Origin of the sequence: Sphingomonas montanisoli (assembly GCF_008274695.1) — a bacterium.
GTDB lineage: Bacteria > Pseudomonadota > Alphaproteobacteria > Sphingomonadales > Sphingomonadaceae > Rhizorhabdus > Rhizorhabdus montanisoli.
The window spans coordinates 716,890-742,197 of sequence record NZ_VTOU01000001.1 but is presented as its reverse complement, the minus strand read 5'-3'; the positions used below and the strand labels follow the sequence as shown (position 1 = coordinate 742,197).

Below are 25,308 nucleotides of genomic sequence, written 5' to 3'. Positions count from 1 at the left end.
GCCCATCCAGATTGGTCGCGCGGGCCAAATCCGGCTAAGCTGCTTGCATTCCCCGGCGCATGGCGGTCAGGTGTATCGATGCAACCACATACTCGTGCCATGCTCGCCGCCTCGGTTCATGCTTTCGTTGCCGGCGAGAAAGTCGCCGGCATCTACGACCATTCGGCAAATCGCCACTTGCGGATCGCTGCGGAAGCTCGCGGCAATCATCTGCAGGGCTATGACGACGATCGGTCGATCAGGTTCGGCGGTACGCTCCCCGAGCTTTTCGACACCGGCGACAAGGTTTTCATTTCGTTGTTGATCGAAGGTAGTTCCGCCCAGGGATATGATCGGGGATCATCGGGCTTTTACACGGTTAATGTGGTCGATCGGCTGGTTCAGCTCTATGATCACAGCCGGTCAGAATGGTTTGCATTCAGCATCCAGATCGCCTGACCACTGGACGATGAGCGACGTCGCGAAGCAAATGGAGGCGACCGCGTGATCAGGGTATCATTTGACCGCTGATGGCGCAGCGCGTGATTTCAACGACCTGCGTCGCGGCGGTCGGTGTCTATTTTTGGCCAGGTTGCCTGGATTCCGATGCCGGCCCCTCGTCGAGCGCCTTTCCGGCGCGCTCGCGCAGATCCTGGAGTAGAACCCGCATCGCCCATCCACAGGCACGGGCGGTCTGGGTGCCCGTCAGGTTCCAGTTGTCGCGCATCTCGAGCCACGGCGTCGTGTGCAGCACCTGCAGGATGGCGGTGGCGAGGATGCGGTCTTCGGGCGGCAGCGCCGCGACAGCATCGGCTGCAGCGGCGGTGTAGCTTTCGATGCGGCGATCACGCTGGGACAGCCGCACGGCGCGCCCCTGCGGCGTCGAGCGGATCAGCGTGGCATAGTCGGCGATCTTGTCGAACCCTTCATAGATTCCCGGCATCGTCGCCAGCAAATCGGCCTCGGTCGTCGGAAACGCGACATCCGGTCCGGCCAGCGACGTGACGCCGGTCCACACCGATTGCATCAGCATCTCGCGATCCGGGAAATATCGATAGACCGTCCGCCGACCCACGCCCGCGCGCTCGGCGACGCGATCGTGGTTGATGTCCTCGCCATCGCGCAGCAGCGATAGCAGCGCGTCGACGATGCGTTGGCGGACGGCCTGTTTGCGTGGGGGGATCATGGCATCATCGGTCATGGTGGCAGCGGTTAGGATGTGGCACAAAAAATGTCAAAATAGTATTGACACTTTTTGTGCCATCTATCATTCGCCGCGTCGAAAGGGGTTCCCGATGCTGTTTCATGTTTCGATCAGTGCCGCCGATCCGAAGAATGTCGCCGACGTGATGGCGGAATTGATCGGCGGCCTTGCATTGCCGTTTCCGCCCGTGTCGGACGCAAGCTGGATCGCGCTTTCGGACGACGCGTATCGCACTGCGATCGAAGTTTACCCGCTTGGCACGACCCTGCGCGAGGCCGATGGCGATGCTGACGCCGTCGGCAGCTGGGAAGGGCGGGACCGCTATACGCCGACCCACGCGGCGGTCGGCACCGAGCTTGATATGGCGAATGTGATGGCCATCGCGCGGCGCGAGGGCTGGCCCGCCAAATATCGCAAGCGTGGGGGCATGTTCGGCGTAATCGAACTGTGGGTCGAAGGCCGCCAGATGCTGGAGATACTGACGCCCGACATGCAGGCCGAATATCGTGCGACGACGACGATCGACGGCTGGCGCAACCTGCTGGCGAGCATGCAGGCGGCGTGAGGGGCGGAACGCTGCGACGGTCAGGTCACAGCGTTCCGGCAATCCTTATTCAGACGTTTCCTTTTCGATCAGCGCCTTCGCCTCGGCGATCGCCGCATCCTGCTTGGCCTCGCCGCTGATGATGTCCTCGGCGGTCAGCATCAGTTCGTGGCCGGTGGTGGAACCGAATTCAGGTTCCTCGGCGAGCGTCACACCCTTCTTCGCCTTGATCACCCGATCCCAGTCGGCGCGGACGGCAGCCCAGTATTCGGCGGTCTTGGTCCAATAGTCCTCGGCCGCCTGCGCCGGGAAATCGGTCGCGGGAGCATAGGTGTTGATGACGATCTCGTGCGCGAAGGTCGCCGGCTTGCCATCCTTCGCGCCGATCTTGGCATTGTCCTGCTCATGCACCCAGCCATTGGGGGTCAGGGCATGACGGTTGGTGCCGATATAATGATCATAGGGCGGATGGCGGGTCGCGTCGCGGCGGGCGAGGGGGCGGTTTGTCTCGTCGCTCGTCCAGCGCGTCACCCCGTCGTCATAGCGCCAGCGCCCGATGCCGCCATAACGCGGACTGTCGTCGGTCTGGTATACGGTCTGCGACCAGGCGCCTTTCGCGTCGCCCGCCGAAACCGGCGTCAGCGTCCAGCGGCCCGGCCCGGCATAGGTCAGCACGGACTTGGGCTGCCAGGCCCAGTCCTGCCGCCAATGCTTGATCACCATCGGCTTCTTGCCGTCTTTCATGTCGACGACCAGCAAGTGCTGGAGCGCGATCAGATCGGGCGTGTCGACGACGACGCGCACCACTTCGTGCCCGCCGCTCAGCTTAGCCTTATAGGGTTCGTATCCTGCGACGAACGGGGTTGTCTCCCGCATGTCGAACGTCACCTTGAAGGTGCCGGCCATCTTCAGGATGGCGGCACGGTCCTGCGTCTTGTCACCATAGACGGGGGCCGCCAGCGCGGGGGAGGTGGCGAAGGCAAAGGCCAGCGCGACCGCAATCAGATTGGCTCGGATCATCATCGTCTTCCTCACAGGCTCAGCGTCAGCGACGCGCCGAAATTGCGGCCCGGCTGACTGAAGGCATCGCGGATCGTCGAGTTCGAAGCCAGTCCGCGCGCATCACTCCACCAGAAATATTTCTTGTCGAATATGTTGAACAGCCCGACGCGCACCGTGGCGTGTTCCATCAGCTTGTACGATGCCGTCGCGTCCAGCACCCAGAAACCGGGCGGCGTGAAGCAGACGGTGGTCGCGGTGTTGCAGCTGTTGTTGGTGCGCGACTGCTTCTTGCCCGCCGAATGGGTCCACACGACCTCGCCGCGGAAGGCGCCGCCTTCGGGCTGGTAGAAGGCGCCCGCGACGAACTTGAACGGTTCGACGCTGTCGAGCGGACGGGTGCCCGCCACGCCGGTCTGGCGCACCGAACCCTTGGCCCAGCTGGCGGCGGCGCGGACGCCCAGGCCCAAGTCGGTGCGATATTCGCCCTTCGCCTCGATCCCATGTATCTTCACCCGGCCCAGGTTCACATATTGATAGACCGCCGGATTGGCGGCGGTGAAGGTGCCGCCGATCTGGATCTGGTCGATGAAGTTGCGGAAGCGGCTGCTGAACCCGACCAGTTCGGCCGAACCATGTGCGTCGACGAAGCGCACGCCCCCTTCGACGCTGCGGCTCGTTTCCGGCTTCAGGTTCGGGTTGGGGATCGAGCGGTAATTGGCGACGACATTGGCGAAGCTGTTGTTGAGCTGGTTTGGCTCGGGCGCCTTGAAGCCCTGAGTATAATTACCGAACAGGCGGATGTTCTCGCTGGGCTTCACGACCACGCCGATCCGCGGGGTCAGCTTGGAATCGCTCTGCCCCTGCGGCACGAAGCCGCTGAACAGCGCGTCGGCCTTCGGCTTCAGCTTGTAATGATCCCAGCGGAGAGCCGGGAACAGGGTGACGAGGCCATCCGCGATGCTGATTTCGTCCTGCACGAACAGGCCGGTCAGGTCATAGTCGGTCGTCGGGAAGGCGCGGGTCGGATAGGCCTCGCCGGCCGGCGGAACGGTGCCGTCGCGCACACCGGTCTGCTTCGTTTCCGAATGATCGGCGCCATAGACGATCAGATGCTCGATATCGCCCGTCTCGAACTTGGTTTCGAGCTGGAGCATGGCGCCCCACACGCGGTTGTCGAAGCGGTTGATGCGAATGCGATCGGCGGCGGTGTTGCGATCCTCGATCGCGGTCTGCAGCGTTTCCGACTTCTGATACCAGATCGCCGCGCGTGCGCCGGACAGCAGCCCTTCGCCGACATAGCGATAGTCGATCGTGCCGCGGTTGCGCTTCATATCGTCGGCGGCGGTGAGGCCGAGGACCGACGTGGCGGCCAGCGGCGGCTTGGCGATCGCGCTCAGGACATTTGTGTCCACATCGCTGTCGAAATGTTCGTAAGTGAAGCGCAGGCGATGCGCGTCCTCGGGCTGCCAGACGAGCCGGCCGAGCACCGCATTCGATGCGGTATCCTGTGGGTTCGGCGTGGTGCGATCGACGTTTGCGGCGTCGTTGGAGCCCTTATTGTCCAGTTCCTTGCCGTCGCGGCGGGTATAGGCGACCATCGCCGAGATATCGCCCGCCTTGGCCGCCGCGACCCCGCCCTTGACCCAGCTTTCGTCCGACGAATCGTATCCGACGCGCACGCCGCCGCCGACGCTCTTGCCGTCCTTCAGGAAATCGATCGGATCCTTGGTGACGAAGCTCACCGCGCCCGCCACGCCGTCGCTGCCGTAAAGCGCCGAGGCGGGGCCGCGCAGGATTTCAACCGACTTGATCAGGTCGAGATCGACATAGTCGCCACGGCCGACACTCTGTGCGCCGAAGCTGAAACCGTCGGGCACACGCACGCCGTCGATCGTGATGAGGACGCGATTGCCTTCCAGTCCGCGAATGTTGAAGCCGCTGTCGCGATCACGCCCGGTCGAGCTGCCCGCCGCGGTGAAGCGCGCGGGGGCGCGGCGCACCGTGACGCCGGGTTCGTAGCGGACCAGATCCTTCACATCGTTGACGAAGCGATCGTCGATCGTCTGCGCGTCGATGACCGACACTGTCGCGGGCACGTCTATCACGGCTTTCTCGGTGCGAGTGGCGGTGACGGTGATCGTGTCCGCATCGGTCGCGGCGGTATCGGCGATTGCCGCCGCCTGCGCCTGGCAAGACACCGCCAGTGCCGCGAAGCACACGCTTCGCAGCAGGATGTTCGTCTTCATTCTTCAATTCCCTTTTTGCTCCGGCGCAGCTTGCTAATGCGAGTCGTTCTCGTTAGCAAGTGTGCAATCGACGACGTAACGAAGAGGGCGATCATGGTGGGTTCACGAACAGTGCGCGGACGTTGGCCGCTGAAGGCGCGGGCGAGTGTCGCCTGGCGCGACGTCGCTCTCGCGGGGCTGCTCGGACCGGCGATGGCCGCTCCGGCCTTAGCACACATGCCCTATATCGCGCCGGCGGTTTTCGACGTTGGCCAGCGCGACAAGGTTGCGATTGAGGCGAGCTTTACCGAAGATGCGTTCCGGCCCGAAATCGTGATGAACGACGCGCCGTTCGAAGTGACCGGTCCCGACGGCGCGACCCGTCGCCTGCCGGCGCCTGCGGCCTTTGCCGATCGCGCGGTGGCGGAGGCGACATTGCCCGCCGATGGTATTTATCGCCTGTCGTCAGGGCAGCGCTTCGGCCGGATGAACCAGATGTATCGCGATGGGACCGACTGGAAGTTCGTCGCCGAAGGTGTTGCCCCTCCCGCCGGCGCCGAATTGCGCAAGGTCCAGAGTGCGACATTGGCCGACGCCTATGTGCTGCGCGGCAAGCCGGGTACTACGGGCGCGCTGGGCGCGCGCAACGCGGCGCTCGAAATCCACCCGCTTGCCGATCCCACCGCGATCGGCGCGGGCGACGCCTTCGCGCTCGAAGTCCTCTATCGTGGTAAGCCGTTGGCCGGCGCGAACGTCACCTTGTTCCGCGAAGCCGGACTCTACGATGGCCGCAAGACAGTGGGCGAGGTGAAGAGCGGCGCCGATGGCAAGCTCAGCGTCTCCGTGCCAGATGCCGGTCGTTACCTGCTTCTCGTCCGTCATCGCGATGCCGCGCCCGCGGGGGCCGATGCGCCACATTACAGCTACACGATGACGCTCGCGTTCGAGGCGACCTGATCGGCGTCTTGCGTATGTCACGCAAACGGATGCATTGACAGGCTTGTCGATAACGCGCCGTTAAAGGGTGCGGTTTAACCACGGGATTGTCGTCAGGGATCCGCCGCGTGAAACCAACCGAACCACTGCCGTTGTTTCATAGCTGGCCGATCCTCGACACCGGTCGGCATTTCGATCTGGGACATCTGATCGACGGTGATGCGGTTGCCGATTTTCCGGCCGTCGACGACGCCTTTCTTGCGCGGCACGCGATCGGGCGGTGGGAGTGCGATCTGAAGGGCAGCCGCCTGACCTGGTCGGATGCGGTCTATGACCTGTTCGGCCTGCCGCGTGGCGCCGATCTCGCCCGCGCTGCAACTGTCTCGCAATATTGCGATCAGTCCCGTGCGGCGATGGAGCGGCTTCGCGCCTATGCGATCGAGCACCGCCGTGGTTTCACCCTGGACGCACAGATTCATGCGACCGATGGCACGTTGCGCTGGATGCGCCTGATCGCGGCGCCGGTTTGCGCGGGCAATCGCGTGGTCCGCCTCACCGGGCTGAAGCGCGGCATCACGCCCCGCCATTGATTTGGCAGCGGCCGCGCCGCCGCCTATAGCCGGTCGATGGCTGCGCGCAGACGGTCGGAAGGGGCGGGGATGGACGAACAGACCAGCGATCTCGATCGATCCTATCGCAAGATCGCGCTACGGCTCATCCCGTTTCTCTTCGTCTGCTATCTGTTCAACTATATCGATCGAGTCAATGTCGGCTTCGCCAAGCTGCGGATGCTCGACGATCTGGGGATGAGCGAGGTCGTCTATGGCCTCGCCGCAGGCATCTTCTTCATCGGCTATCTGGCGTTCGGCGTGCCGAGCAACCTGATCCTCCAGCGCGTCGGCGCGCGGCGCTGGATCGCGGTGATGATGGTCGTGTGGGGAATGTTCTCGGTCGGGCTGATGTTCGTGCGGACGCCGATGGAATTCTACGTCCTGCGCTTCCTGACCGGTGCAGCGGAGGCGGGCTTCTTCCCCGGGATCGTCTTTTATCTGACCCGCTGGTTCCCGGCCGAACGGCATGGCCGGGTGATGACCGTCTTCATGTCCGCCATCCCGATGTCGGGGGTGCTGGGTGGCCCGGTATCGGGCTGGATCCTCGCGCATTTTCGCGACGGGCAGGGCGGGCTGCTCGACTGGCAGTGGCTCTATCTGCTGCAGGGCGCGCCGACAGTGCTGCTGGGCGTCCTGGTGTGGTTCGTGCTGAGCGACGGGATCGAGGCCGCGCCTTGGCTGACGCCTGACGAACGTAAGGCGCTGACTGATGCGTTGCGCCGCGATGACGATGCGCACGGCGAGGCGCCTGCGTCGCTTCGAAGCGCGCTGTTCGAAGGCGGTCTGTGGACGCTCGGCCTGATCTATTTCTGCATCCAGAGCGGGGTCTATGCGATCAACTTCTGGCTACCGACGATCATCAGCGCGAGCGGCGAGACCGAGCCGCTGATGATCGGATTGATGAGCACGGTGCCCTATGCCGCCGCCGTCGTCTTCATGCTGCTGCTCGGCCGATCGGGCGATCGTCGCAACGAGCGGCGCTGGCACCTGATCGTCCCGATGGCCGTCGGAGCGGCGGGCCTGCTGCTCGCGGGCAGTGCGCCCAATGCCGTCGGCGTTTCGCTCTTCGGCATGACGCTGGCGGCGGCGGGGGCATTGTCCGCGCTGCCGATGTTCTGGCCGATCGCAAACCGATATCTGACGGCGTCCGTCGCAGCTGGCGGCCTCGCGCTGATCAATTCGATCGGCCAGATTGCGGGGTTCGTCAGCCCTTACATGGTCGGCTGGATCAAGCAGGCATCGGGTAGCACGAGCCTGGCCTTGTTCGTGCTCGCCGCTGCCCTGCTGATCGGTATCGCGCTGGTGCTGCGCGCGACGGCACGGCCCGGAATACGGTAGGTTCGTGCGCGTCGTCATCGCCCCGGACTCTTTCAAGGAAAGCCTCGGCGCGCGTGAGGTCGCACATGCGATCGAGGGCGGTTTTCGCGACGTTTTTCCCGATTGGACCTATGCCGTGATCCCGGTCGCCGATGGCGGGGAGGGGACGCTCGACGCGCTGATCGACGCAACCGGCGGGGAACGGATTGCCTGCACCGTGACAGGGCCGATGGGCGCGCCGGTCGAAGCCGTCTTCGGGATCACGGGGGATGGCCGCGGTGCGATCATCGAAATGGCGGCGGCGAGCGGGCTGATGCTGGTGCCGCCTGCGAAACGCGATCCGATGCGCGCGACGACATATGGGGTTGGTGAACTGATCGTCGCGGCGCTCGATCGGGGCGTGCGCGATATCCTGATCGGCATCGGCGGCAGCGCGACCAACGATGGCGGGGCTGGCATGGCGCAGTCGCTCGGCGTGCGCCTCCTCGACGCGGCGGGGCGCGACATCGAACGCGGCGGGGGTGGCCTTGGCAAGCTCGCTCGGATCGACGTCAGCGGGATCGACCCGCGAGTGGCAGAGAGCCGCGTCCGCATCCTGAGCGATGTCGACAACCCGCTGGTCGGCCCACGCGGCGCATCGGCGGTGTTCGGCCCGCAGAAGGGCGCGACGCCTGCGCAAGTCGAACAACTCGACGCGAATCTGCGCCGCTACGCGGAGCGCATCGAGGCGGACCTTGGCATCACGGTTGCCGACAGACCGGGTGCCGGTGCGGCGGGCGGGTTGGGAGCAGGTCTGCTCGCCTTCTGCCGCGCGACGATGGGGGCGGGGATCGACATGGTCGCCGATCTCGTCGGTCTGGATGCCGCGATTGCCGGTGCCGATCTGGTCATAACGGGCGAAGGCCGCATCGACGGCCAGACCGTCCACGGCAAGACCCCCATCGGCGTCGCCCGGGTCGCTCAGCGTCACGGCAAACCCGTGATCGCGATTGCGGGGACTTTAGGTGTGGGGGCGGAACAGACGCTCGGCCATGGCATCGACGCGATGTTCAGCATCATCCGGCAACCATGCACATTGCCGGATGCGCTTGCCGCCGCCTCGGAAAATATCCGTGCCGCCGCGCGCAACGTGGCGGCGGCGATTAAGATCGGCCTTGTCCATAAAACAGGGAGAGACGGAAATGGCTAGGGGTGCCGAGGCGCTGTGCGAAAACTACGGCCAGGCGATGATCGCGAAGGATGGCCGCGCCATCGCGGGTCATTATGTGTTCCCCTACGTCTCCTTCACGCAAGGGCGCGTCCACAGCTTCGATGATCGCGCGATGGCTGAGGCGGCCTGCGCGGGGCAGGTCGAGCGGTTCGATCGCGTCGGCGTGGGCACGGACATCCGCCTGATCGACTATAAGGTCGTCCCGGTGTCGGCAGGTTCGGCGCTCTGCCATCTGACGTGGGAGGTCTTTCCGGTGGACGGCACGCCCGGCTGGAAATGGACCAACGTCTATGGATATCGGAGACGCGGCGACGAAGAGGGGTTCGAATTCAACATCTCGGACAATGAGATGGGCGAACTGCTCAGCCGCTATCCCGATTTCTTCACGCGCTGAGCGGGCCAAATTGTCCGGTCGCGGAAGGGTTTGCGACCGGACCAGGTTGGAGATGAACTTCGGTGCTGGCGCCGCCGACACCGGTGTTTCATCGCCGACAAGCTAAGCGGCGACGCGGGTTGATGTCGCGGTCGCTTTGGATGAAAGTATCATCTGATGATGCCACAATCGCCACAGGATGATCCTTCCGTTGCCGAAATGGAGCAGATGCTGGCGCAACTTCGTCGCAAGCTGCGCGGCGCGGGCTGGACCCAGGCGGCGCTGGCGAATGACCTGGGCGTCGGTCCGGCGACGATCAAGCGATGGCTCCATGGGCGCGGTCTCACGGTCCAGATGCTTGGCCGGTTGTGCGCGCTGGCCCATACCAACCTTGCCGAACTGTCCGACGACAGCCGGGACCGAACACAGGCGCAGGGCGATCTCACTCTGGCGCAGGAAGAGGCGCTGACGCGCGACTCGAATCTCTCGACCATCTTCTTCCTGATCGTCAACGGTTGGCCGCCGGCCGAGGCGGTTGAGGCTTTCCACATCCCGGCGGACGTCGTCGATCGCCATGTCGAGCGGCTCGAACGGCTGGCGTTGATCGATCGGCTGCCCGGCGGACGGGTTCGCGCACGGCTGAGCCCGACCCATGCCTGGCAACGCGCGCCGATGCGGCGGCATTTCGAGCGCCACATGAAGCCAATGTTCTTTTCGATGGACTAGGGCGATCCGGAAACGATTTTCGGCGCCGAGACGCTCAAGCTCTCGCCACTGGGTGTCGCAATGGTGCGCGAGCGGATCGAGGCCTTTCGCGGAGACCTGCGCGCTATCGCGGTCGAGGATCGGCGCACCGCCACGCTGCCCGCCGAATGGTATGCGGTGCTCGCGGTCGCACGGTCGATGAAACCGATGCTCGGATGATGCCTCTCCGCCGCATCGTAGAAGCGCCGATCGCCTCTTGACGAGCATCGTTCTTGTCATAGTGTCACAGCAAATCAAAAGCGCGACTTGCGGCAAGGCAGGGATCCAAACTCTGCGCAGTTCGCCAAAAAACGAGAGAGGAAAGCTGATGAATCGAGGCACTTCCACCTGACGACCGACAGGGCGTTCGTCGACCGGAACAGCGGCGACGATCGATCCCCAGCATGGCGCCGCAAAACCATCGGCATCGCATTCCGGGCACGGGTGCGGGCCGCAACCATCTGCGCACATGATAAGAAACTGGGGAGGATTTATGCGTTTCAGCACCGTCGCCGCACTTACGAGCGTCTCCGTCTTGGCCACCGCGGCCCATGCTCAGCAGGCCGGCCCGCCGCTCGACAATGCTTCGCTCGAAGAGATCGTCGTGACCGCGCAGCGGCGCGAGGAGAGCCTTCAGAAGGTGCCAGTCGCGGTCACCGCGATCAGTAGCGAACAGCTCGATCAGATGCGGATCACCAACGTCAAGAATCTGGCGGGCCTCGCGCCCAGTCTGCAGATCAACACGCAGGGTCTCGCTTCGAACCCCACGATCATCATTCGCGGCATCGCATCGGGCACGTCGAACAATGCGGTCGATCCCAAGGTCGGCATCTATCTCGACGGCGTCTATATCGGCCGCACGGTCGGTTCGGTCTTCGATCTGGCGGATATCCAGCGGGTCGAGGTGTTGCGCGGTCCGCAGGGCACGTTGTTCGGGCGCAACGCAACCTCGGGCGCGATCAGCCTCGTCTCCGCCGCGCCGAAAGGCGAATGGGGGCTCAAGGCCACGGCATCCTACGGCAATTACGATGCGTGGCGCGGCAAGGCGGTGCTCGATCTGCCCGCGTTCGGCCCGTTCACGATCAAGCTCGCCTATCTCCATGATCAGATCGACGGTGACTATACCAACCTGGTCGGCGGCAAGACTTTCAACCTGTCGCTGCGCGATCCGTCTTTCGGCACGCAGACCTACGCAAAGAAGCTCGGCGGGCGGAATATCGACGGCGGGCAGGTCGCGATACGTGGCGAGTTCGGCGCGCTGATCACCGACTACCGCTTCGATTATACCGACTCACGCTCGGTCGCCCGTCCGGCGCAGAATTTCGGCGTGATCCCCGATCAGTCGGGCCAGATCCTCGCACCGATCTTCGCGCTCCAGCCCTTGTTCGGCGGCATCACCAACACCTCCCCGACCCGGCTCAAGGCGGTCGCCAACGCGACCAGCGAGGAACATGTGGTGACGCAGGGCCACAGCCTGACGATGACGGTCAACGCGACCGACCGGCTCACCGTCAAGAGCATCACCGCCTATCGCAAGTTCCGGCAGGATCCGAACCTGTTCGATCTCGCTTCGACCGGCGGCCTGCGCTTCACCTTCGCGCAATTCGGTGCGTTGATCACGCCCGGCCTCACCCCGGCGCAGATCCAGGGAGCGTTGTTCGCGCCCGCCAATGTGCCGGGGCCGAACGACTATTTCTTCTCGCTGCTCGCCGCGCGCAAGACCAGCCAACGCCAGTTCAGTCAGGAGGTCCAGTTCCAGATCGATGGCGACAATTACGATCTGACCACCGGCGTATTCTATTTCCACGAACGATCGCCCGCAACCGATGTGCTCGGCATCCTTCAGCCGATGCCGGGCGGCGTGAACGTGCCGAGCCCGCTCGATGCCGCATTTGGCAGCGGCGTGACCCGTACGCTCGCGGTCAATGACAGTTGGGCGGGCTACGGCCAGCTGACCTATCACCTCACCGACACGTTCGACGTCACCGCCGGCCTGCGCGGCACGATCGACGATCGCGAGAACGTCATCTCCTCGGTATCGGGCGCGCAGGGCGGGCAACTCGGCGTCGGCGACTACAAGGTTTCGTACAAGCGGCTCACCTATACAGGGATCGCGACGTGGCGGCCGAACAATGACGCCACGGTCTATGCCAAGATTTCGAGTGGCTATGTCGCGGGCGGCATTCTGAGCGGTATCGCGTACAAGCCCGAGACTCTGGTCGCCTATGAAGTCGGCGCCAAGACGCAGCTGTTCGACAATCGCGTGCGCCTGAACGCGGCGGCCTATTACAGCGATTACAAGGATCTGCAGACGCAGAACTTCATCAATGGGCGCCAGTTTTTCGACAATGCCGGCAAGGCCGATATCAAGGGCTTCGAACTGGAGGCCGAATGGCTGCCGGTGCGCGGCCTGATCCTCAGCGGCAATATCGGCTATGCGGATCTGGGCTACAAGACCTTCATCCTGAACGGCGTGGATGTGGCCGACTTCGCCCGGACGACCTACAGCTCGAAATGGACCGGCCGCGTCGCCGCGCAATATGATGCGCCCGACATGGCGAACGGCATGCATCTGCAGGGCCGCGCCGAGGGGCGCTACCGCAGCCATTATTTCCTGACATCGACCCCGCAGGTGAATATCCTGACGGGGCAACGTGTGCTGGAGGAGTTCAACCGGCGGCCGGGTTACTGGCTGGTCGACGGGCGGTTCGGGCTGGTCGACATTCCGGTTGGCGGTGCGAAGGCGTCGATTTCCGCCTTCGGACAAAACCTGTTCAACAAACAATATGTGTCGTTCGGCGCGTCGGTGCTGGCGCTGTCGGGCAGCTATGAGCGCGGGCGCACCTATGGCGTCGAACTCGGCTTCGCCTTTTGATGGGGGCGCGGTCCCGACGCAATTGAGGAGATGGATATGCTGTTGAAGGACAAGGTCGTCGTCATAAGCGGTGTCGGACCGGGCATGGGCCAGTCGCTCGCCCGGATCGCGGCGGCGGAAGGTGCGAAGGTCGGTCTTGGCGCGCGCAACAAGGCGTTCATCGAGGGAGTCGCCGACGAGATCCGCGCAGCGGGTGGGGAGGCGGTTGCCGTCCCCACCGACGTCACCAGCGCCGATCAATGCCGTGCGCTGGCGGCGGCCACCGAGAAGGCGTTCGGCCGCATCGATGGCCTCGTCAATTCGGCCTATATCCACGGCCCCTGGCAGACGACCGACGAGGTCGACGTCGCCGAGTTCGCCGCGGTCTATGACGTCAACTGCGCCGGCGCGCTGCGGATGGCGCAGGCATGCCTGCCCGCGCTCAAGGCGAGCAAGGGCGCGATCGTCAACGTCTCGACCCAGTCGACCGTCGATCCCTTTCCGGGCGAAGGCGCCTACGGCACCGCCAAAGGCGGCCTCAACGCGCTGACCCGCCACATGGCGAAGGATTTCGGCCGTCATGGCATCCGCGTGAACCTGACCCGCATGGGCTGGATCGGCGGTGCGCCGGTCTATGGCTATATCGACAGCCAGGTCGCCGCGGGCCGCGATCGCGATGAGGTCGTCGGGGAGATCACCGCCCGCATCGCGCTGGGCATCATTCCGCCCGAGGAGGATTGCGCCAAGGCGGTGCTGTTCCTCGTCTCCGATTATTCCAAGGTGATGAGCGGCGCTTCGGTCGACGTGAACGGTGGCCAGTACATGGCGCCTTGAGGGGGAGGGTATCGACGATGATGTCGCTTCAGGAAATGTCGGATCGACTGGAGATCCAGGATTTGTTCGCGCGCTACAGCTTCGCGATCGACGATCGCAACTGGGATGCGCTCGACAGCGTGTTCACCCCCGATGCGGCGATCGACTATACCGAAACGGGCGGCGCGAAGGGCAATGTGACCGAGATCAAGGCGTGGCTGCCCACGGTTCTCGGCAACTTCCCAAAATATCAGCACATGGTCGCGACGACCCAGCTGACGCTCGACGGCGATCGCGCGAAAAGCCGGACGATCCTGTTCAACCCGATGGTGATCAAGGGCGAGGACGGGGGAGCGCAAACCTTCTTCATCGGCCTGTGGTATCGCGACGAACTCGTCCGCACACCCGATGGCTGGCGCATCGCCTCTCGCTATGAGGAGATGGCCTATAGCCACAACGCGCCGATGATGCCGCCCGCCTAAGTAAAGCTGATCAGGTGCGAGATGTCGCGCACCTGATCGGTCGGCCGCCCCGCCTTGGCCAGATGATGCGCGGTGATCCGTTCGTCGGGGCCGAGCGGGCGCACGACCTCGATGATGCGATCATATTCGGTGCGCGCGATCTTCCAGCGCCCGTCCTCGCGCCGATAGACGTCGCGATAGATCGCGCTGCCCATCGTGTGCCGCCGCTGGCCGAGCGAGATGAAGATGTCCTCCAGATACCAGATGCCCGTGGCGCTGTCGGGGCCGGTCAGCTCGATCTCGGGCATATGGCCGTGGTGCATCGCCACCGCCTGCGCGTTGAAGCTGTTGGCGAGGAACTCGATCATGTCCGCCCGCCCGGTCAGGTTCACGCGATAATCCCCGCCGCGATATTCGACCACCAGGTCGTCGGTGAACAAGGTATCGAGCAGCGCCAGATCGGCGGTGTCGATCCCCCGGAAATAGCGATGCTTGAGAGTGCGGATATCCTCGAAATCCGAAAGCTGCTGAAGCGTGTAGGTCATGGCGAATCCCGTCGCTGATAGCTATTCAGATTGGGCGCCGCGGTGCCGCGGGGCGAGGCCATCCGGCCAGAATCCGGTATGGCGGTTTCAGGCTTGGTCTTTTCGATTTTGTTGAACGCCCGCGACGATTTTATCGCTCTGCATCGCAATTTCAGTTTTGGTTAGACCGTTCTCATCAGCTTCTTCGAGACGAAAGGGACTTCCGATGAGCAACTTTGTCACCACCAAGGACGGCGTCGAAATCTTCTACAAGGATTGGGGTTCGAAGGACGCGCAGCCGATCATGTTCCATCATGGCTGGCCGCTGTCGGCGGATGATTGGGACGGCCAGATGCTGTTCTTCCTTTCGAAGGGCTATCGCGTCATCGCCCATGACCGTCGCGGTCACGGCCGTTCGCAACAGGTCGATTTCGGGCATGACATGGCGCACTACGCCGCCGATGCCGCGGCGATCGCCGAGCATCTCGACCTGCGCAACGCCATCCACATCGGCCATTCGACTGGCGGTGGTGAGGCCGCGGCCTATGTGGCCCGTTTTGGGCTGCCGCGGGGCCGCGTCGCTAAGGCGGTGCTTGTGAGTGCGGTGCCGCCGATCATGGTCAAGACCGATGCCTATCCGGGCGGCCTGCCGATCGAGGTTTTCGACGGCCTGCGCGCCGGCCTTGCCGCCAACCGCGCCGATTTCTTCCGCGCCGTCGCCTCCGGCCCCTTCTACGGCTACAACCGCGAAGGCGCCGACGTTAAGCCTGCCGTGATCGACAATTGGTGGCGCCAGGGCATGATGGGCAGCGCGCTCGCCCATTATGAAGGTATCAAGGCGTTCTCCGAGACCGATCAGACCGACGATCTCAAGGCGATCAGCGTGCCGACCCTCGTTCTCCACGGCGACGACGATCAGGTCGTGCCGTACAAGAATGCCGGGCTGCTGCAGGCCGAACTGCTGCCAAACCCCACCCTCAAGATCTACGAGGGTTATTCGCATGGCATGCTGACGGTGAATGCAGACGTGCTCAACGCCGACATCCTCGCCTTCATCCAGGGCTGATGAACCTGCAGCCGGCGGGGTCGCAAGATCCCGCCGGCTTTACGGTGCCGGCGTTATCACCGCGCGGCACTCGCCGAAGCCGATCGAGGCGCGCCCTTCCGCCGATGCGGTCGCACGCAGGATCACCTCGTCGCCATCCTCCAGGAAGGTGCGGCTCTCGCCGGTCGGCAGCGGCACCGGCTCCTTCCCGCCCGCCGAAATCTCAATCAGGCTCCCGAAGCCGTCCTTGGTCGACGCGGAGATCGTGCCCGTGCCAAGCAGGTCGCCCGGACTGAGGTTGCACCCGTTCGATGCGTGGTGGGTCACGATCTGCTGGATGGTCCAATACATGTTCGATGCGAGGCCGCTGCTCAGTCGCATCGGCGCGACGCCATCGGCGCGCATCTTCTCGCTGCTCAGGAATACCTCCAGCCTGAGGTTCAGCGCTCCCTCCGCCTGATCGCCTTCGTCGAACAGATAGGGCAGGGGTGCCGGATCACCTTCGGGGCGCGGCGGCTGGGCAATGCGGAAGGGCGCCATCGCCTCGGCAGTCACGACCCAGGGCGAGACGGTCGAATGGAAGTTCTTGGCGAGGAACGGCCCCAGCGGCTGATATTCCCACGCCTGAAAATCGCGCGCCGACCAGTCGTTGAGCAGGCAGAAGCCCGCGACATGGCGCCCCGCCTCGCCGATCGAGATCGGCTGACCCAATGCATTGCCCGGCCCGATCCACACACCGAGTTCGAGTTCGTAGTCGAGACGGCGGCTCGGGCCGAATTCGGGCGCGTCGGCGTCGGGCGCCTTGCGCTGGCCGTTCGGCCGCACGACCGGCACATTCGACGGTCGAACCGATGAAGCACGGCCATGATAGCCGATGGGCACATATTTATAGTTGGGGAGCAGCGGATTTTCGGGCCGGAACTGGCGGCCGATATTGGTGGCGTGATGAATGCCGACGAAGAAGTCGGTATAGTCGCCGATCGTCGCGGGCAGGTGCAGCGTGCATTCGGCTGCGGGATAGAGGTGCGGCGCGATCGCTTTGCCGTGGCGCTCGTCCGCCAGCATCGCCGATAGCGCCTTGCGGAGCAGGCGCCGGTCCTCGGCGGACAGCGCGAACAAAGTGTTCAGTGTCGGTTGGGCGATCGCATCCTGAACCGTATCGGGCAGGCGATCGGCGATCGCGGGCAGATCGAGGATCATGTCGCCGATCGCGACGCCCGCGCGGCGGCCGCCTTCCCTGGCGGAAAAGATGCCGAACGGCAGGTTCTGGATCGGGAAATCGGCATGGCCGTTCGCGCTCTCGACCCAGCTGGTGCGGGCGGGATCGTGGGTTTCGTCTATCATCGCGGCAACTCCGCCTTGGGGAAATCGGACCAGCAGGCATCATAATCCGGCTGGAGCAAGGGCGTCTCCATCGCGAAGCGCGTCGGGCGGAAGACGTGGCAGCTTTCGAACATGAAGGCCATCGTGTTGGCGATCTTGTGCGGCTTCAGATCGGCGGCGACGGCAGCCTCGTAACTCGCGCGATCGGGGCCGTGCGCGCCCATCCGGTTGTGGAGCGACGCCCCGCCAGGCGCGAAGCCGCCAGCCTTGGCGTCATAGGCGCCTTCTATCAGCCCCATGAACTCGGACATGATGTTCCGGTGGAACCAAGGCGGTCGGAACGTCCCTTCCGCCACCATCCAGCGCGGGGGAAAGATCACGAAGTCGATATTCGCGGTGCCCGGCGTGTCGCTGGGCGACGTCAGCACCGTGAAGATCGACGGATCGGGATGATCGAAGCTGACCGTGTTCATCGTGTTGAACCGGCGCAGATCGTAACGGCAGGGCGCGAGATTGCCGTGCCAGGCGACGACGTCAAACGGCGAATGGTCGATCGTGGTGGTCCACAGCCGGCCTTCGAACTTCATCACCAGCTCGGTCGGCGTGTCGTCATCCTCATAGGCGGCTCCCGGCGTCTCGAAGTCGCGCGGATTGGCGAGGCCGTTCGATCCGATCGGGCCGAGATCGGGCAGGCGGAAGGTCGCGCCAATATTCTCGCACACATAGCCGCGCGCCGTGGCGTCGATCGGATCGACCCGGAAGCGCACACCGCGCGGGATCAGGGCGATCTGGAGTGGTTCGACATCGAACACGCCCATCTCGGTCGTCAGCCGCAGCTGCCCCTCCTGCGGGACGATCAGCATCTCGCCATCGGCATTGGCGAAGGCGCGCGCGTTCATCGCGCGGTTGATCGCGTAGAGGTGAACCCCGCAGCCCTCGTTGCCCGCATAGGTCGTGAGGCCATCGATGAAATCGGTCGGCGCACCGGTGATCGGCATCGGATCCCAGCGCAGCCGGTTGGGGCTCACCGGCCCTTCGGGCGCGCGCAGCAGGCCGCCGCCGTCATAAGGCGCGAACGGCGCGTGGTTTGCCGATGGGCGCAGGCGGTAGAGCCAACTCCGCCGGTTCTCGTGGCGCGGCGCCGTGAAGGCGGTGCCGGAAAGCTGTTCGGCGTACAGCCCGAACGGCACCTTTTGCGGCGAGTTCTGCCCCACCGGCAGCGCGCCGGGCACCGCCTCCGTGGCGAAATGATTTCCGAAGCCTGTCAGCATCGGCGCTCTCCCTGTCCGGCCTGTTCAGGCGTCGACCGCGATCACGCCGCGCCGGATCTGATCGAGTTCTATCGACTCGAACAGCGCCTGGAAATTGCCGTTGCCGAAGCCTTCATTGCCCTTGCGCTGAATGATCTCGAAGAAGATCGGGCCGAACATATTCTCTGTGAAGATCTGGAGCAGGATACCCTCGTCGCGCTCGATGCTGCCGTCGATCAGGATGCGGTTGCGCTTCAGGCGGTCCAGATCCTCGCCGTGGCCGGGCACGCGCTTGTCGACCAGCTCGTAATAGGTCTCGATCGTGTCCTGCAGGCGCACGCCGCGCGCGCGCAGTTTTTCGACCGTGTCGTAGATGTTGCCGGTGGTCAGCGCGAGGTGCTGGATGCCCTCGCCCTTATATTCGCGGATGAACTCCTCGATCTGGCTCGTCTCGTCCTGGCTTTCGTTCAGCGGGATGCGGATCGCATGATCGGGCGCGATCATCGCCTGGCTGAACAGGCCCGTCGCCTTCCCCTTGATGTCGAAGAACTTCTGCTCCTCGAAGTTGAAAAGGGTGCGGTAGAATTCGCTCCACACCCGCATCTGCCCGCGGCGGACATTGTGCGTCAGGTGGTCGAGCAGGTCGAGCCCGACCGAATTCTCCGCCTCTGCCTCGCGCCAGCCCGGAAACTCGGCCCAGTCGGTGTAGAAATCGTCGCCATCCTTGATGAAGTAGAGGTAGGAGCCGCCGATCCCCTGGATCACGGTATCGTCCTCGTCGGTCCGCTTCGCGCCATGCTCCAGCGCCCAGGTCATCGCGGCAGCCGGATCGGCGACGCGGAAGGCCATCGCGCTGGCCGAGGGCCCATGCTCACCCCGGAACGCCGCGACCCGGCCTGCATCGTCGCGATTGAGCATCAGGTTGATGCGCCCCTGCTTGTAGCGGGTGATGTTCTTGCGCGGGTGGCGGTGCGTGGGGACGAAGCCGAGCTGTTCGAACTGCGCGGCCATCGCCTCGGGATCGGGCGAGGTGAACTCGACGAATTCGAAGCCGTTCAGGCCCAGCGGGTTGGCATCCTCAGCCATGGTCACATCCTCTCATCGTTGTTTTTGTCGCGCGCATAAGCCTGCGTGCCATGCGTGTAGATCCGGTCGGTCGGCAGCACCGCGTCGACCGCGATATCGGGCCGGCCGTCGAGCGCGGCGTAGAGCGGGGCGAAATCGGTCTCGATCGTCTGGCGCAGCAGATCCTCGAAACTGTCGATCACGAAATAGCTCTGCTGGTAATCGTCGATCCGATACTCGGTCTGCATGATCCGGCGCAGATCGAAGCCGATCCGGTTGGGCGACGGATCATCAAGCGCGTAGATCGACTCCCCGTGTGAGGAGACGATGCCCGCACCGTAGAGTTTGAGGTCGCCCCCCTTTCGGATCAGCCCGAACTCGACCGTGTACCAGTAAAGGCGCGACAGCCGCTCGATCGCGCCCAGCCCATCGGCGCGCAAGCCGCCCTGGCCATATGCCTGCATATAATCGGCGAAGACGGGATGGGCGAGCAGAGGCACATGGCCGAAAACGTCGTGAAAGACGTCGGGCTCCTGCAGATAGTCGATCTGGTCGGGGGTGCGGATGAAACTGCCCGCGACGAAGCGGCGATTGGCGAGATGTTCGAAGAACACCCGATCGGGGACGAGGCCGGGTACCGCGACCACCTGCCACCCTGTCGCCTTCATCAGCCGATCGGAAAGCGCCTCGAAATCGGGGATGCCGGGCTTGTCCATCCGCAGCATATCGAGCCCGGTCATGAACTCGGGGACAACGCGATCGGGCAGCATTTTCGCCTGCCGCTCGAACAGCCGATCCCAGGTCGCGTGTTCGGCGGCTGTGTAGGCATCCCAATTTTGCGGGACGGTCCAGTCCGATGCGGCGCCTGTGGGCGGGGAGGGGTCGATCGACGCCATACGAGAAAATTCCCACAGTCTGCCGGGAATTTCCTTCCAAAGGTTCAGATCATCGGCGGCATCGTGAATTATCTGTTTCGATAATGCGGAAATATCGAAATGGTTTCATAGTCCTGCATGATTCTCGCCACGCACCCGATTTGGATGCGTCCATCGGCGAGCGGTTCCAATCTGCGTGAGGGTGCAGAAAGCGCGAGTGCCTATTTTTTAATCGTCTCCCGCTAAACGAGCAGGCGGAGTTGAACTAAATCGCTTGAAAACGGCAGAAAACAGCCGCCTTTGCAGGAGGCAGATAGTGCCGCGCAAGACCATCCTTTCGCCAGGCGAACAAAGCGGTTCAACTTTGTTGTGACAGTTTGGTTGCTCCCTAGCTTCCATGCAGCAAGGCAGCGAAGGGAGGCGCTAATGCGCAAGAGGGAATTCATGGTCGGGGCGGCAACGCTTGCGATCGCTATCGGGGCGCCGACCGGCGTTTATGCTCAAACCACGCCGGCCGATACGGCCGCCGACAGCGGGACCGAGATCATCGTCACGGCTCGTCGCCGCGAGGAATCGCTGATCGACGTGCCGATCGCGATCAACGCGCTCGGCGAAGGCAGCATCGTCGAAAAGGGCGTCAACTCGGTCGACAAGGTCGCGCAGCTGACCCCCGGCCTGCAGATGGATCGCGGCTTCTCGCCCGCCGAAATCCGTCCCAGCCTTCGCGGTATCGCGCTGACCGAGGGACGGTCGAACGTCGCGATCATCGTCGATGGTGTCGACGTCACCGGAGTTACGCTCAACAACATCCTCGGCGGTTCGGGCGCGCAGACCGCGGCCGCGCTGATGGATCTCGAGCGGATCGAAGTCGTGAAGGGGCCGCAGACCGTCTATTTCGGTCGTTCGGCCTTCGCCGGCGCGATCCAGTTCATCAGCCGCGAACCATCCTTCACCACCGGCGCGAAGATCGACGGTGCGCTGGGCGATCGTGGCCGTCGCGAAATCACGGCGCACATCACCGGGCCGGTCGTCGACGACACGCTGGCGGTCAAGCTTTCGGGCACGTACCGCAACTTCAACGGCTTCTATAAGAATCCGGGCAACGGCCAGCATCTGGGCGGCAGCGAGACCTATGGCGTCGGCGGCTCGGCGCTGCTGAAGACCGGTGCGCTCAAGCTCAAGACCCAGCTCAGCTATTTGCGCGATCATATCCAGCCGAACGCCGGCTATATCACGCCGCGTACCAACACGACCCTGTTCGGGGTCAACTATATCGGCGAGAAGGAGTTCGATCAGAGCCAGATCGGCATCTCCACCAACACCGATTATTACGGGTACAAGGCGAACACCTGGCGCGGCGTCATCAATGGCGAGCTGGATCTGGGCGACGGCTTCACGCTGAACGCCATCACCGGCTACAACCGCACGAAGGGCAGCATCAAGCTGGACTTCGACAACAAGCCGGACAACACGCCGGCCGGCACGATCACCAACGGCATCCAGAACTGCGTGCCCGCCATCTGCGTGGGCATCTTCGACAGCGATACCTCGCTGCGGCAGCTCAGCCAGGAAGTCCGCCTGAACTACGATAACGACGCGTTCCACGCGCTGCTCGGCGGTTACTATTTCGACGAGAACTATACCGAGGTGGATTATACCCGCTTCGTCGGCTCGCAGTCGTTTGTCACCGGCAGCCGTTCGAACATTCCGGGCCGTCCGTCCGGCCTGTTCACCAACACCTACTCGGCCTTCGGCTCGCTCGAATATGAGTTCGCCGATGCCTTCACGCTGACCGGTGAACTGCGCTTCAATCATGAGAAGATCCGGGCCTATGCCGCGACCCTGTTCAACTCGCTGAACTCGTCGGGTTCGACCGCGATCAACTTCCGGGGCAAGACCAGCTTCGACGCCTGGCTGCCGCGCGTCAGCGCCAGCTACAAGATCGATCCGGACACCAATGTCTATGCGACGATCTCGAAGGGTTCGAAGCCGGGCGGCTTCAACACCGGCGCGGTTGCGGACTCGGTCCGTCCGTTCGGTCAGGAGAAGATCTGGACCTACGAACTTGGCACCAAGGGCCGCTTTCTCGATCGTCGCCTGACGCTCGACGCCGCGATCTACTATTCGGACTGGCGCGACATTCAGGTGACGACGGTCTGCTTCGGTCAGAACAGCCCGTTCGGCCCCGAGGCGCAGTGCCCGGCCTTCGCCGGCATCACCACGAACTACATCATCAACGCCAAGAAGGCGACGGTGAAGGGTTTCGAGCTTGGTGCCGGACTGAAGGCCACCGACTGGCTGACCTTCAACGCCAACTACGCTTATACCGACTCGAAGTATAAGGACTTCGCGGCCCGCGACGTGTTCCCGGCGGTTGCGGGTGCCACCCCGCGCCAGTTCGGCGGCAATCGCGTGCAGTGGATCCCGAAGCACTCGCTGTCCGGTTCGACCCGCGTCGAAGCGCCGGTGATGGATGATGGCACCAAGGGCTTCTTCGAAGTCAGCGGCCGCTATCGTTCGGGCAAATATGTCCGCTTCGACAACCGCGTCCGTCTCGATGCCAAGGCCGTGTTCGATCTGCAGTTCGGCCTGAAGGGCGACAGCTGGTCGGCTTCGATCTTCGTCGACAACGTCCTGAACGACACGACTCCGGATTTCAGCCGCTATTACGGCAACTGGAACCCGAACCGGACGAACGGCGAATATATCGTCGCCCCGCCCAAGCGTGCCTTTGGCGTCCGCGCCAGCAAGGAGTTCTGATCCCCGACATCCGGCGGGCCTCGTTCCCCCGCCGGATGTTCTTCCAAGGCAGGCCGCGGTCGTCCCCACGATCGCGGCCTGTTTTGTTTTCGGCGGAAAAGCGGCCACTCCGCGCTGCCATAAATATCGCTATTGCAATATTAAACTTGCAATATTGACGCCTGAATCGAGCTGACATAGCATCGGTTCATGAGCAATATTCCTGATCTCGCTGCCTCGACCGATGCCGTCATCGAAGATGCCGTGTCCCACGCGGATCCGATGGTCTTGCGGGGGGTCCTCTATCAACTCACCGGCGACGACGATCTGGCCAACATGGCTATGGCGCGCAGCAAGCGTGAGGATCTGACGATCAGCGATGTCGAAAGCGTCGCGGACGTCGATCTGCTGCGTGCCAAGGCGATCACCTATCTGCGATCCCGCCGGGACCAAGGCGCCACCGACGCCGATCTGGGGCCGCAGGAACGGCTGCTGAAAAGCCTGAGCATGACTGCGGGCTATGAACTGCCAGAGGTCGAGCGCGATCTGTGGATCGAACAGGCCGCCTTCGATCCGATGCAGCGCGGCGTGCATTGGTCGAGCGGCATCGCGCCAGAAGCGCGCAAGGACTTCCTGGTCGCGGTCGTCGGCAGTGGGCTTTCGGGGCTCGCCGCGGCAGTGCAGCTCAAGCATGCCGGCATTCCCTTCATCGTGTTCGAAAAGAATGCGGAGGTGGGCGGCACCTGGTATGAAAACCGCTATCCGGGTGCGCGTGTCGATACGGCCAGCCGGGGTTATTCGCACCAGTTCGGAATCAACTATCCTTTCCCGCTCGCTTTCTGCGCGCGTGACGAGCAGCTTAAATATTTCAAATGGATCGCCGACGAATTCGGCCTGCGTGAGCACACCCGCTTCAACACCGAGGTCAAGGCGATGACCTGGGATGACGCGGCGCAGATGTGGGGCATCCGCGCTGAGGGGCCGGACGGCGCACACGACGTGCGGGTCAACGCCGTCATCAGCTGTGTCGGCTTCCTGTCGCGTCCGCAGCTTCCCACCATTGCGGGGATGGAGAGTTTCGAAGGGACGGCCTGCCATTCGGCGCAGTGGCCCGAGGGATTGAGCGTCGACGGCAAGCGTGTCGCGGTGATCGGATCGGGTGCGTCGGGCTATCAGACGCTGCCGGTGATCGCGAAGACGGCAGAGCAGACGTACCTGTTTCAGCGGACCGCGAACTGGTGTTTCGACGATGCGGAATATCTGCAGCCGACGCCGAACCAGCTTCTGTGGCTCGAAAAGAACATTCCCTTCTATCTGAACTTCGAACGGCTGCGGCTGAACGCTCTGCGCCATCCGGATTCGGTGATGAGCGGCTGTCGCGCCGACCCGCACTATGTCGACGACCATGCGCGCAGCGCCGCCAACAAGCTCGTCCGCGACAATCGCGTCGAATATATCAACAAGCAGCTCGCGAGCCGGCCGGAACTGATCGACAAGATGATCCCGCCGACGCCGCCGCTCTCGTCACGGCCGATCCGCGTCGACCCCAACGACAATGTCTATGGTGCGTTGCTGCGGGACAATGTTGCGCTTGTCAGCGATCCCATCGAACGCATCACGCCAACGGGCGTCCGCGCGGGTGGCAAGGACTATCCGGTCGACATCCTTCTCTACGCCACCGGGTTCAAGGCGAACGATTTCCTATGGCCGATGGAGGTCCGCGGCCGCGACGGCGCCAGGATCGAGGATCTGTGGGCGAAGGATGGCCCGCGCGCTTATCTCGGCGCCATGCTGCCCGGTTTCCCGAACCTGTTCATGTCCTACGGGCCGCATTCGAACAATTTCGGTGGCTTCCACGTGATCGATCTGTTGGAGCTCGCCGTGCAATTTGCGGTGCGTTCGGTCGCCGGGCTGATCGAGCAGAACAAGAAATCGGTCGAAGTTACGGCGGACGGCTATTGGAAGTTCGCGGAAGAGCTCGACCGCGAGGAACGGCATATGCTGTACATCGATAAGCGCGCGCAGAATTACTACCAGAACGAGTTCGGAAGGTCCGCCGTAAACGGACCGATCGACATCCGTCGGATGTGGCGATGGATGCGCGATCCCGCGCAGGTCAGGGACGGGCCGCGTGTGGCGGATGCCGGGATATCACCCTATTTCGGCGCGGATCTTGCTGTCGCCTGACCGGCGACGGCGGATCGACATCGCCTA

Annotated in this window: 23 protein-coding genes; 15 read left to right on the top strand and 8 right to left on the bottom strand. The window is 63.6% G+C overall.

The annotated features are described in order from the left end of the window. Positions 1-99 precede the first annotated feature (99 nt). On the top strand, positions 100-438 hold the full coding sequence (locus FYJ91_RS03720) for a hypothetical protein (RefSeq protein WP_246152392.1): 339 nt from the start codon (positions 100-102) through the stop codon (positions 436-438). Between the two features lie 118 nt (positions 439-556). Here the strand turns inward: FYJ91_RS03720 and FYJ91_RS03715 are convergent, their stop codons facing one another. After that, positions 557-1,180: a TetR/AcrR family transcriptional regulator gene (locus FYJ91_RS03715; RefSeq protein ID WP_149520913.1), complete on the bottom strand. Its 624-nt coding sequence runs from the start codon at positions 1,178-1,180 to the stop codon at positions 557-559. Between the two features lie 94 nt (positions 1,181-1,274). On the opposite strand from FYJ91_RS03715, the gene FYJ91_RS03710 reads away from it, so the two are divergent. Continuing rightward, entirely contained in the window at positions 1,275-1,748 is a 474-nt protein-coding gene (locus FYJ91_RS03710; RefSeq protein ID WP_149520912.1) for a hypothetical protein, read from the top strand. A gap of 45 nt (positions 1,749-1,793) precedes the next feature. Here the strand turns inward: FYJ91_RS03710 and FYJ91_RS03705 are convergent, their stop codons facing one another. Beyond that, positions 1,794-2,750 (bottom strand): DUF6607 family protein, encoded by a 957-nt coding sequence (locus FYJ91_RS03705; RefSeq protein WP_149520911.1) that lies wholly within the window; start codon positions 2,748-2,750, stop codon positions 1,794-1,796. 8 nt (positions 2,751-2,758) lie between these two features. Next, positions 2,759-4,975: a TonB-dependent hemoglobin/transferrin/lactoferrin family receptor gene (locus FYJ91_RS03700; RefSeq protein ID WP_149520910.1), complete on the bottom strand. Its 2,217-nt coding sequence runs from the start codon at positions 4,973-4,975 to the stop codon at positions 2,759-2,761. Between the two features lie 93 nt (positions 4,976-5,068). On the opposite strand from FYJ91_RS03700, the gene FYJ91_RS03695 reads away from it, so the two are divergent. From FYJ91_RS03695 to FYJ91_RS03655, 10 genes are all read left to right on the top strand, one after another. Then, the gene (locus FYJ91_RS03695) at positions 5,069-5,911 is read left to right on the top strand and encodes a DUF4198 domain-containing protein (protein ID WP_246152390.1); all 843 of its coding nucleotides are present in this window, start codon (positions 5,069-5,071) and stop codon (positions 5,909-5,911) included. Positions 5,912-6,018: 107 nt separating this feature from the next. Beyond that, positions 6,019-6,480 (top strand): hypothetical protein, encoded by a 462-nt coding sequence (locus FYJ91_RS03690; protein ID WP_246152389.1) that lies wholly within the window; start codon positions 6,019-6,021, stop codon positions 6,478-6,480. A gap of 69 nt (positions 6,481-6,549) precedes the next feature. After that, a complete protein-coding gene (locus tag FYJ91_RS03685; RefSeq protein WP_149520909.1) occupies positions 6,550-7,839 on the top strand; it encodes an MFS transporter in 1,290 nt (429 codons plus the stop codon). 4 nt (positions 7,840-7,843) lie between these two features. Further along, positions 7,844-9,007, top strand: coding sequence for a glycerate kinase (locus FYJ91_RS03680; RefSeq protein WP_149520908.1), 1,164 nt, complete (start codon positions 7,844-7,846; stop codon positions 9,005-9,007). Next, positions 9,000-9,422 (top strand): hypothetical protein, encoded by a 423-nt coding sequence (locus FYJ91_RS03675; protein ID WP_149520907.1) that lies wholly within the window; start codon positions 9,000-9,002, stop codon positions 9,420-9,422. The genes FYJ91_RS03680 and FYJ91_RS03675 overlap by 8 nt, the downstream gene beginning before the upstream one ends. A gap of 156 nt (positions 9,423-9,578) precedes the next feature. Continuing rightward, entirely contained in the window at positions 9,579-10,127 is a 549-nt protein-coding gene (locus FYJ91_RS03670) for a helix-turn-helix domain-containing protein (RefSeq protein WP_246152388.1), read from the top strand. Positions 10,128-10,187: 60 nt separating this feature from the next. After that, positions 10,188-10,325 carry a hypothetical protein gene (locus FYJ91_RS20850; protein WP_246152386.1) on the top strand — a complete coding sequence of 46 codons (138 nt, stop codon included), beginning with the start codon at positions 10,188-10,190 and terminating at the stop codon, positions 10,323-10,325. Between the two features lie 313 nt (positions 10,326-10,638). Next, complete coding sequence (locus FYJ91_RS03665) at positions 10,639-13,020, top strand: TonB-dependent receptor (RefSeq protein WP_149520906.1); 2,382 nt, start codon at positions 10,639-10,641, stop codon at positions 13,018-13,020. Between the two features lie 36 nt (positions 13,021-13,056). Then, positions 13,057-13,833, top strand: coding sequence for an SDR family oxidoreductase (locus FYJ91_RS03660; RefSeq protein WP_149520905.1), 777 nt, complete (start codon positions 13,057-13,059; stop codon positions 13,831-13,833). Positions 13,834-13,850: 17 nt separating this feature from the next. After that, positions 13,851-14,294, top strand: a complete 444-nt coding sequence (locus FYJ91_RS03655) for a nuclear transport factor 2 family protein (RefSeq protein WP_149520904.1) — start codon at positions 13,851-13,853, stop codon at positions 14,292-14,294. Here the strand turns inward: FYJ91_RS03655 and FYJ91_RS03650 are convergent. After that, complete coding sequence (locus FYJ91_RS03650; RefSeq protein ID WP_149520903.1) at positions 14,291-14,818, bottom strand: nuclear transport factor 2 family protein; 528 nt, start codon at positions 14,816-14,818, stop codon at positions 14,291-14,293. The genes FYJ91_RS03655 and FYJ91_RS03650 overlap by 4 nt on opposite strands. A 205-nt stretch (positions 14,819-15,023) precedes the next feature. On the opposite strand from FYJ91_RS03650, the gene FYJ91_RS03645 reads away from it, so the two are divergent. Then, the gene (locus FYJ91_RS03645; RefSeq protein ID WP_149520902.1) at positions 15,024-15,863 is read left to right on the top strand and encodes an alpha/beta fold hydrolase; all 840 of its coding nucleotides are present in this window, start codon (positions 15,024-15,026) and stop codon (positions 15,861-15,863) included. Positions 15,864-15,902: 39 nt separating this feature from the next. Here the strand turns inward: FYJ91_RS03645 and fahA are convergent, their stop codons facing one another. From fahA to phhA, 4 genes are read right to left on the bottom strand one after another with little or no spacing between them, the layout of a single operon-like run. Continuing rightward, a complete protein-coding gene (gene fahA / locus FYJ91_RS03640) occupies positions 15,903-17,186 on the bottom strand; it encodes a fumarylacetoacetase (protein ID WP_149520901.1) in 1,284 nt (427 codons plus the stop codon). Further along, entirely contained in the window at positions 17,183-18,436 is a 1,254-nt protein-coding gene (hmgA, locus tag FYJ91_RS03635; RefSeq protein WP_149520900.1) for a homogentisate 1,2-dioxygenase, read from the bottom strand. Before hmgA ends, fahA begins: the two co-directional genes overlap by 4 nt. Positions 18,437-18,460: 24 nt before the next feature. Then, on the bottom strand, positions 18,461-19,501 hold the full coding sequence (hppD, locus tag FYJ91_RS03630) for a 4-hydroxyphenylpyruvate dioxygenase (protein WP_149520899.1): 1,041 nt from the start codon (positions 19,499-19,501) through the stop codon (positions 18,461-18,463). A gap of 2 nt (positions 19,502-19,503) precedes the next feature. Next, positions 19,504-20,376, bottom strand: coding sequence for a phenylalanine 4-monooxygenase (phhA, locus tag FYJ91_RS03625; protein ID WP_149520898.1), 873 nt, complete (start codon positions 20,374-20,376; stop codon positions 19,504-19,506). A gap of 405 nt (positions 20,377-20,781) precedes the next feature. Here phhA and FYJ91_RS03620 point away from each other — a divergent pair, with 405 nt between their 5' ends. Together FYJ91_RS03620 and FYJ91_RS03615 are read left to right on the top strand one after the other, a co-directional pair. Next, positions 20,782-23,115 carry a TonB-dependent receptor gene (locus tag FYJ91_RS03620; protein ID WP_149520897.1) on the top strand — a complete coding sequence of 778 codons (2,334 nt, stop codon included), beginning with the start codon at positions 20,782-20,784 and terminating at the stop codon, positions 23,113-23,115. A gap of 189 nt (positions 23,116-23,304) precedes the next feature. Next, positions 23,305-25,281, top strand: coding sequence for a flavin-containing monooxygenase (locus FYJ91_RS03615; RefSeq protein ID WP_149520896.1), 1,977 nt, complete (start codon positions 23,305-23,307; stop codon positions 25,279-25,281). The last annotated feature ends 27 nt before the right edge of the window (positions 25,282-25,308 follow it).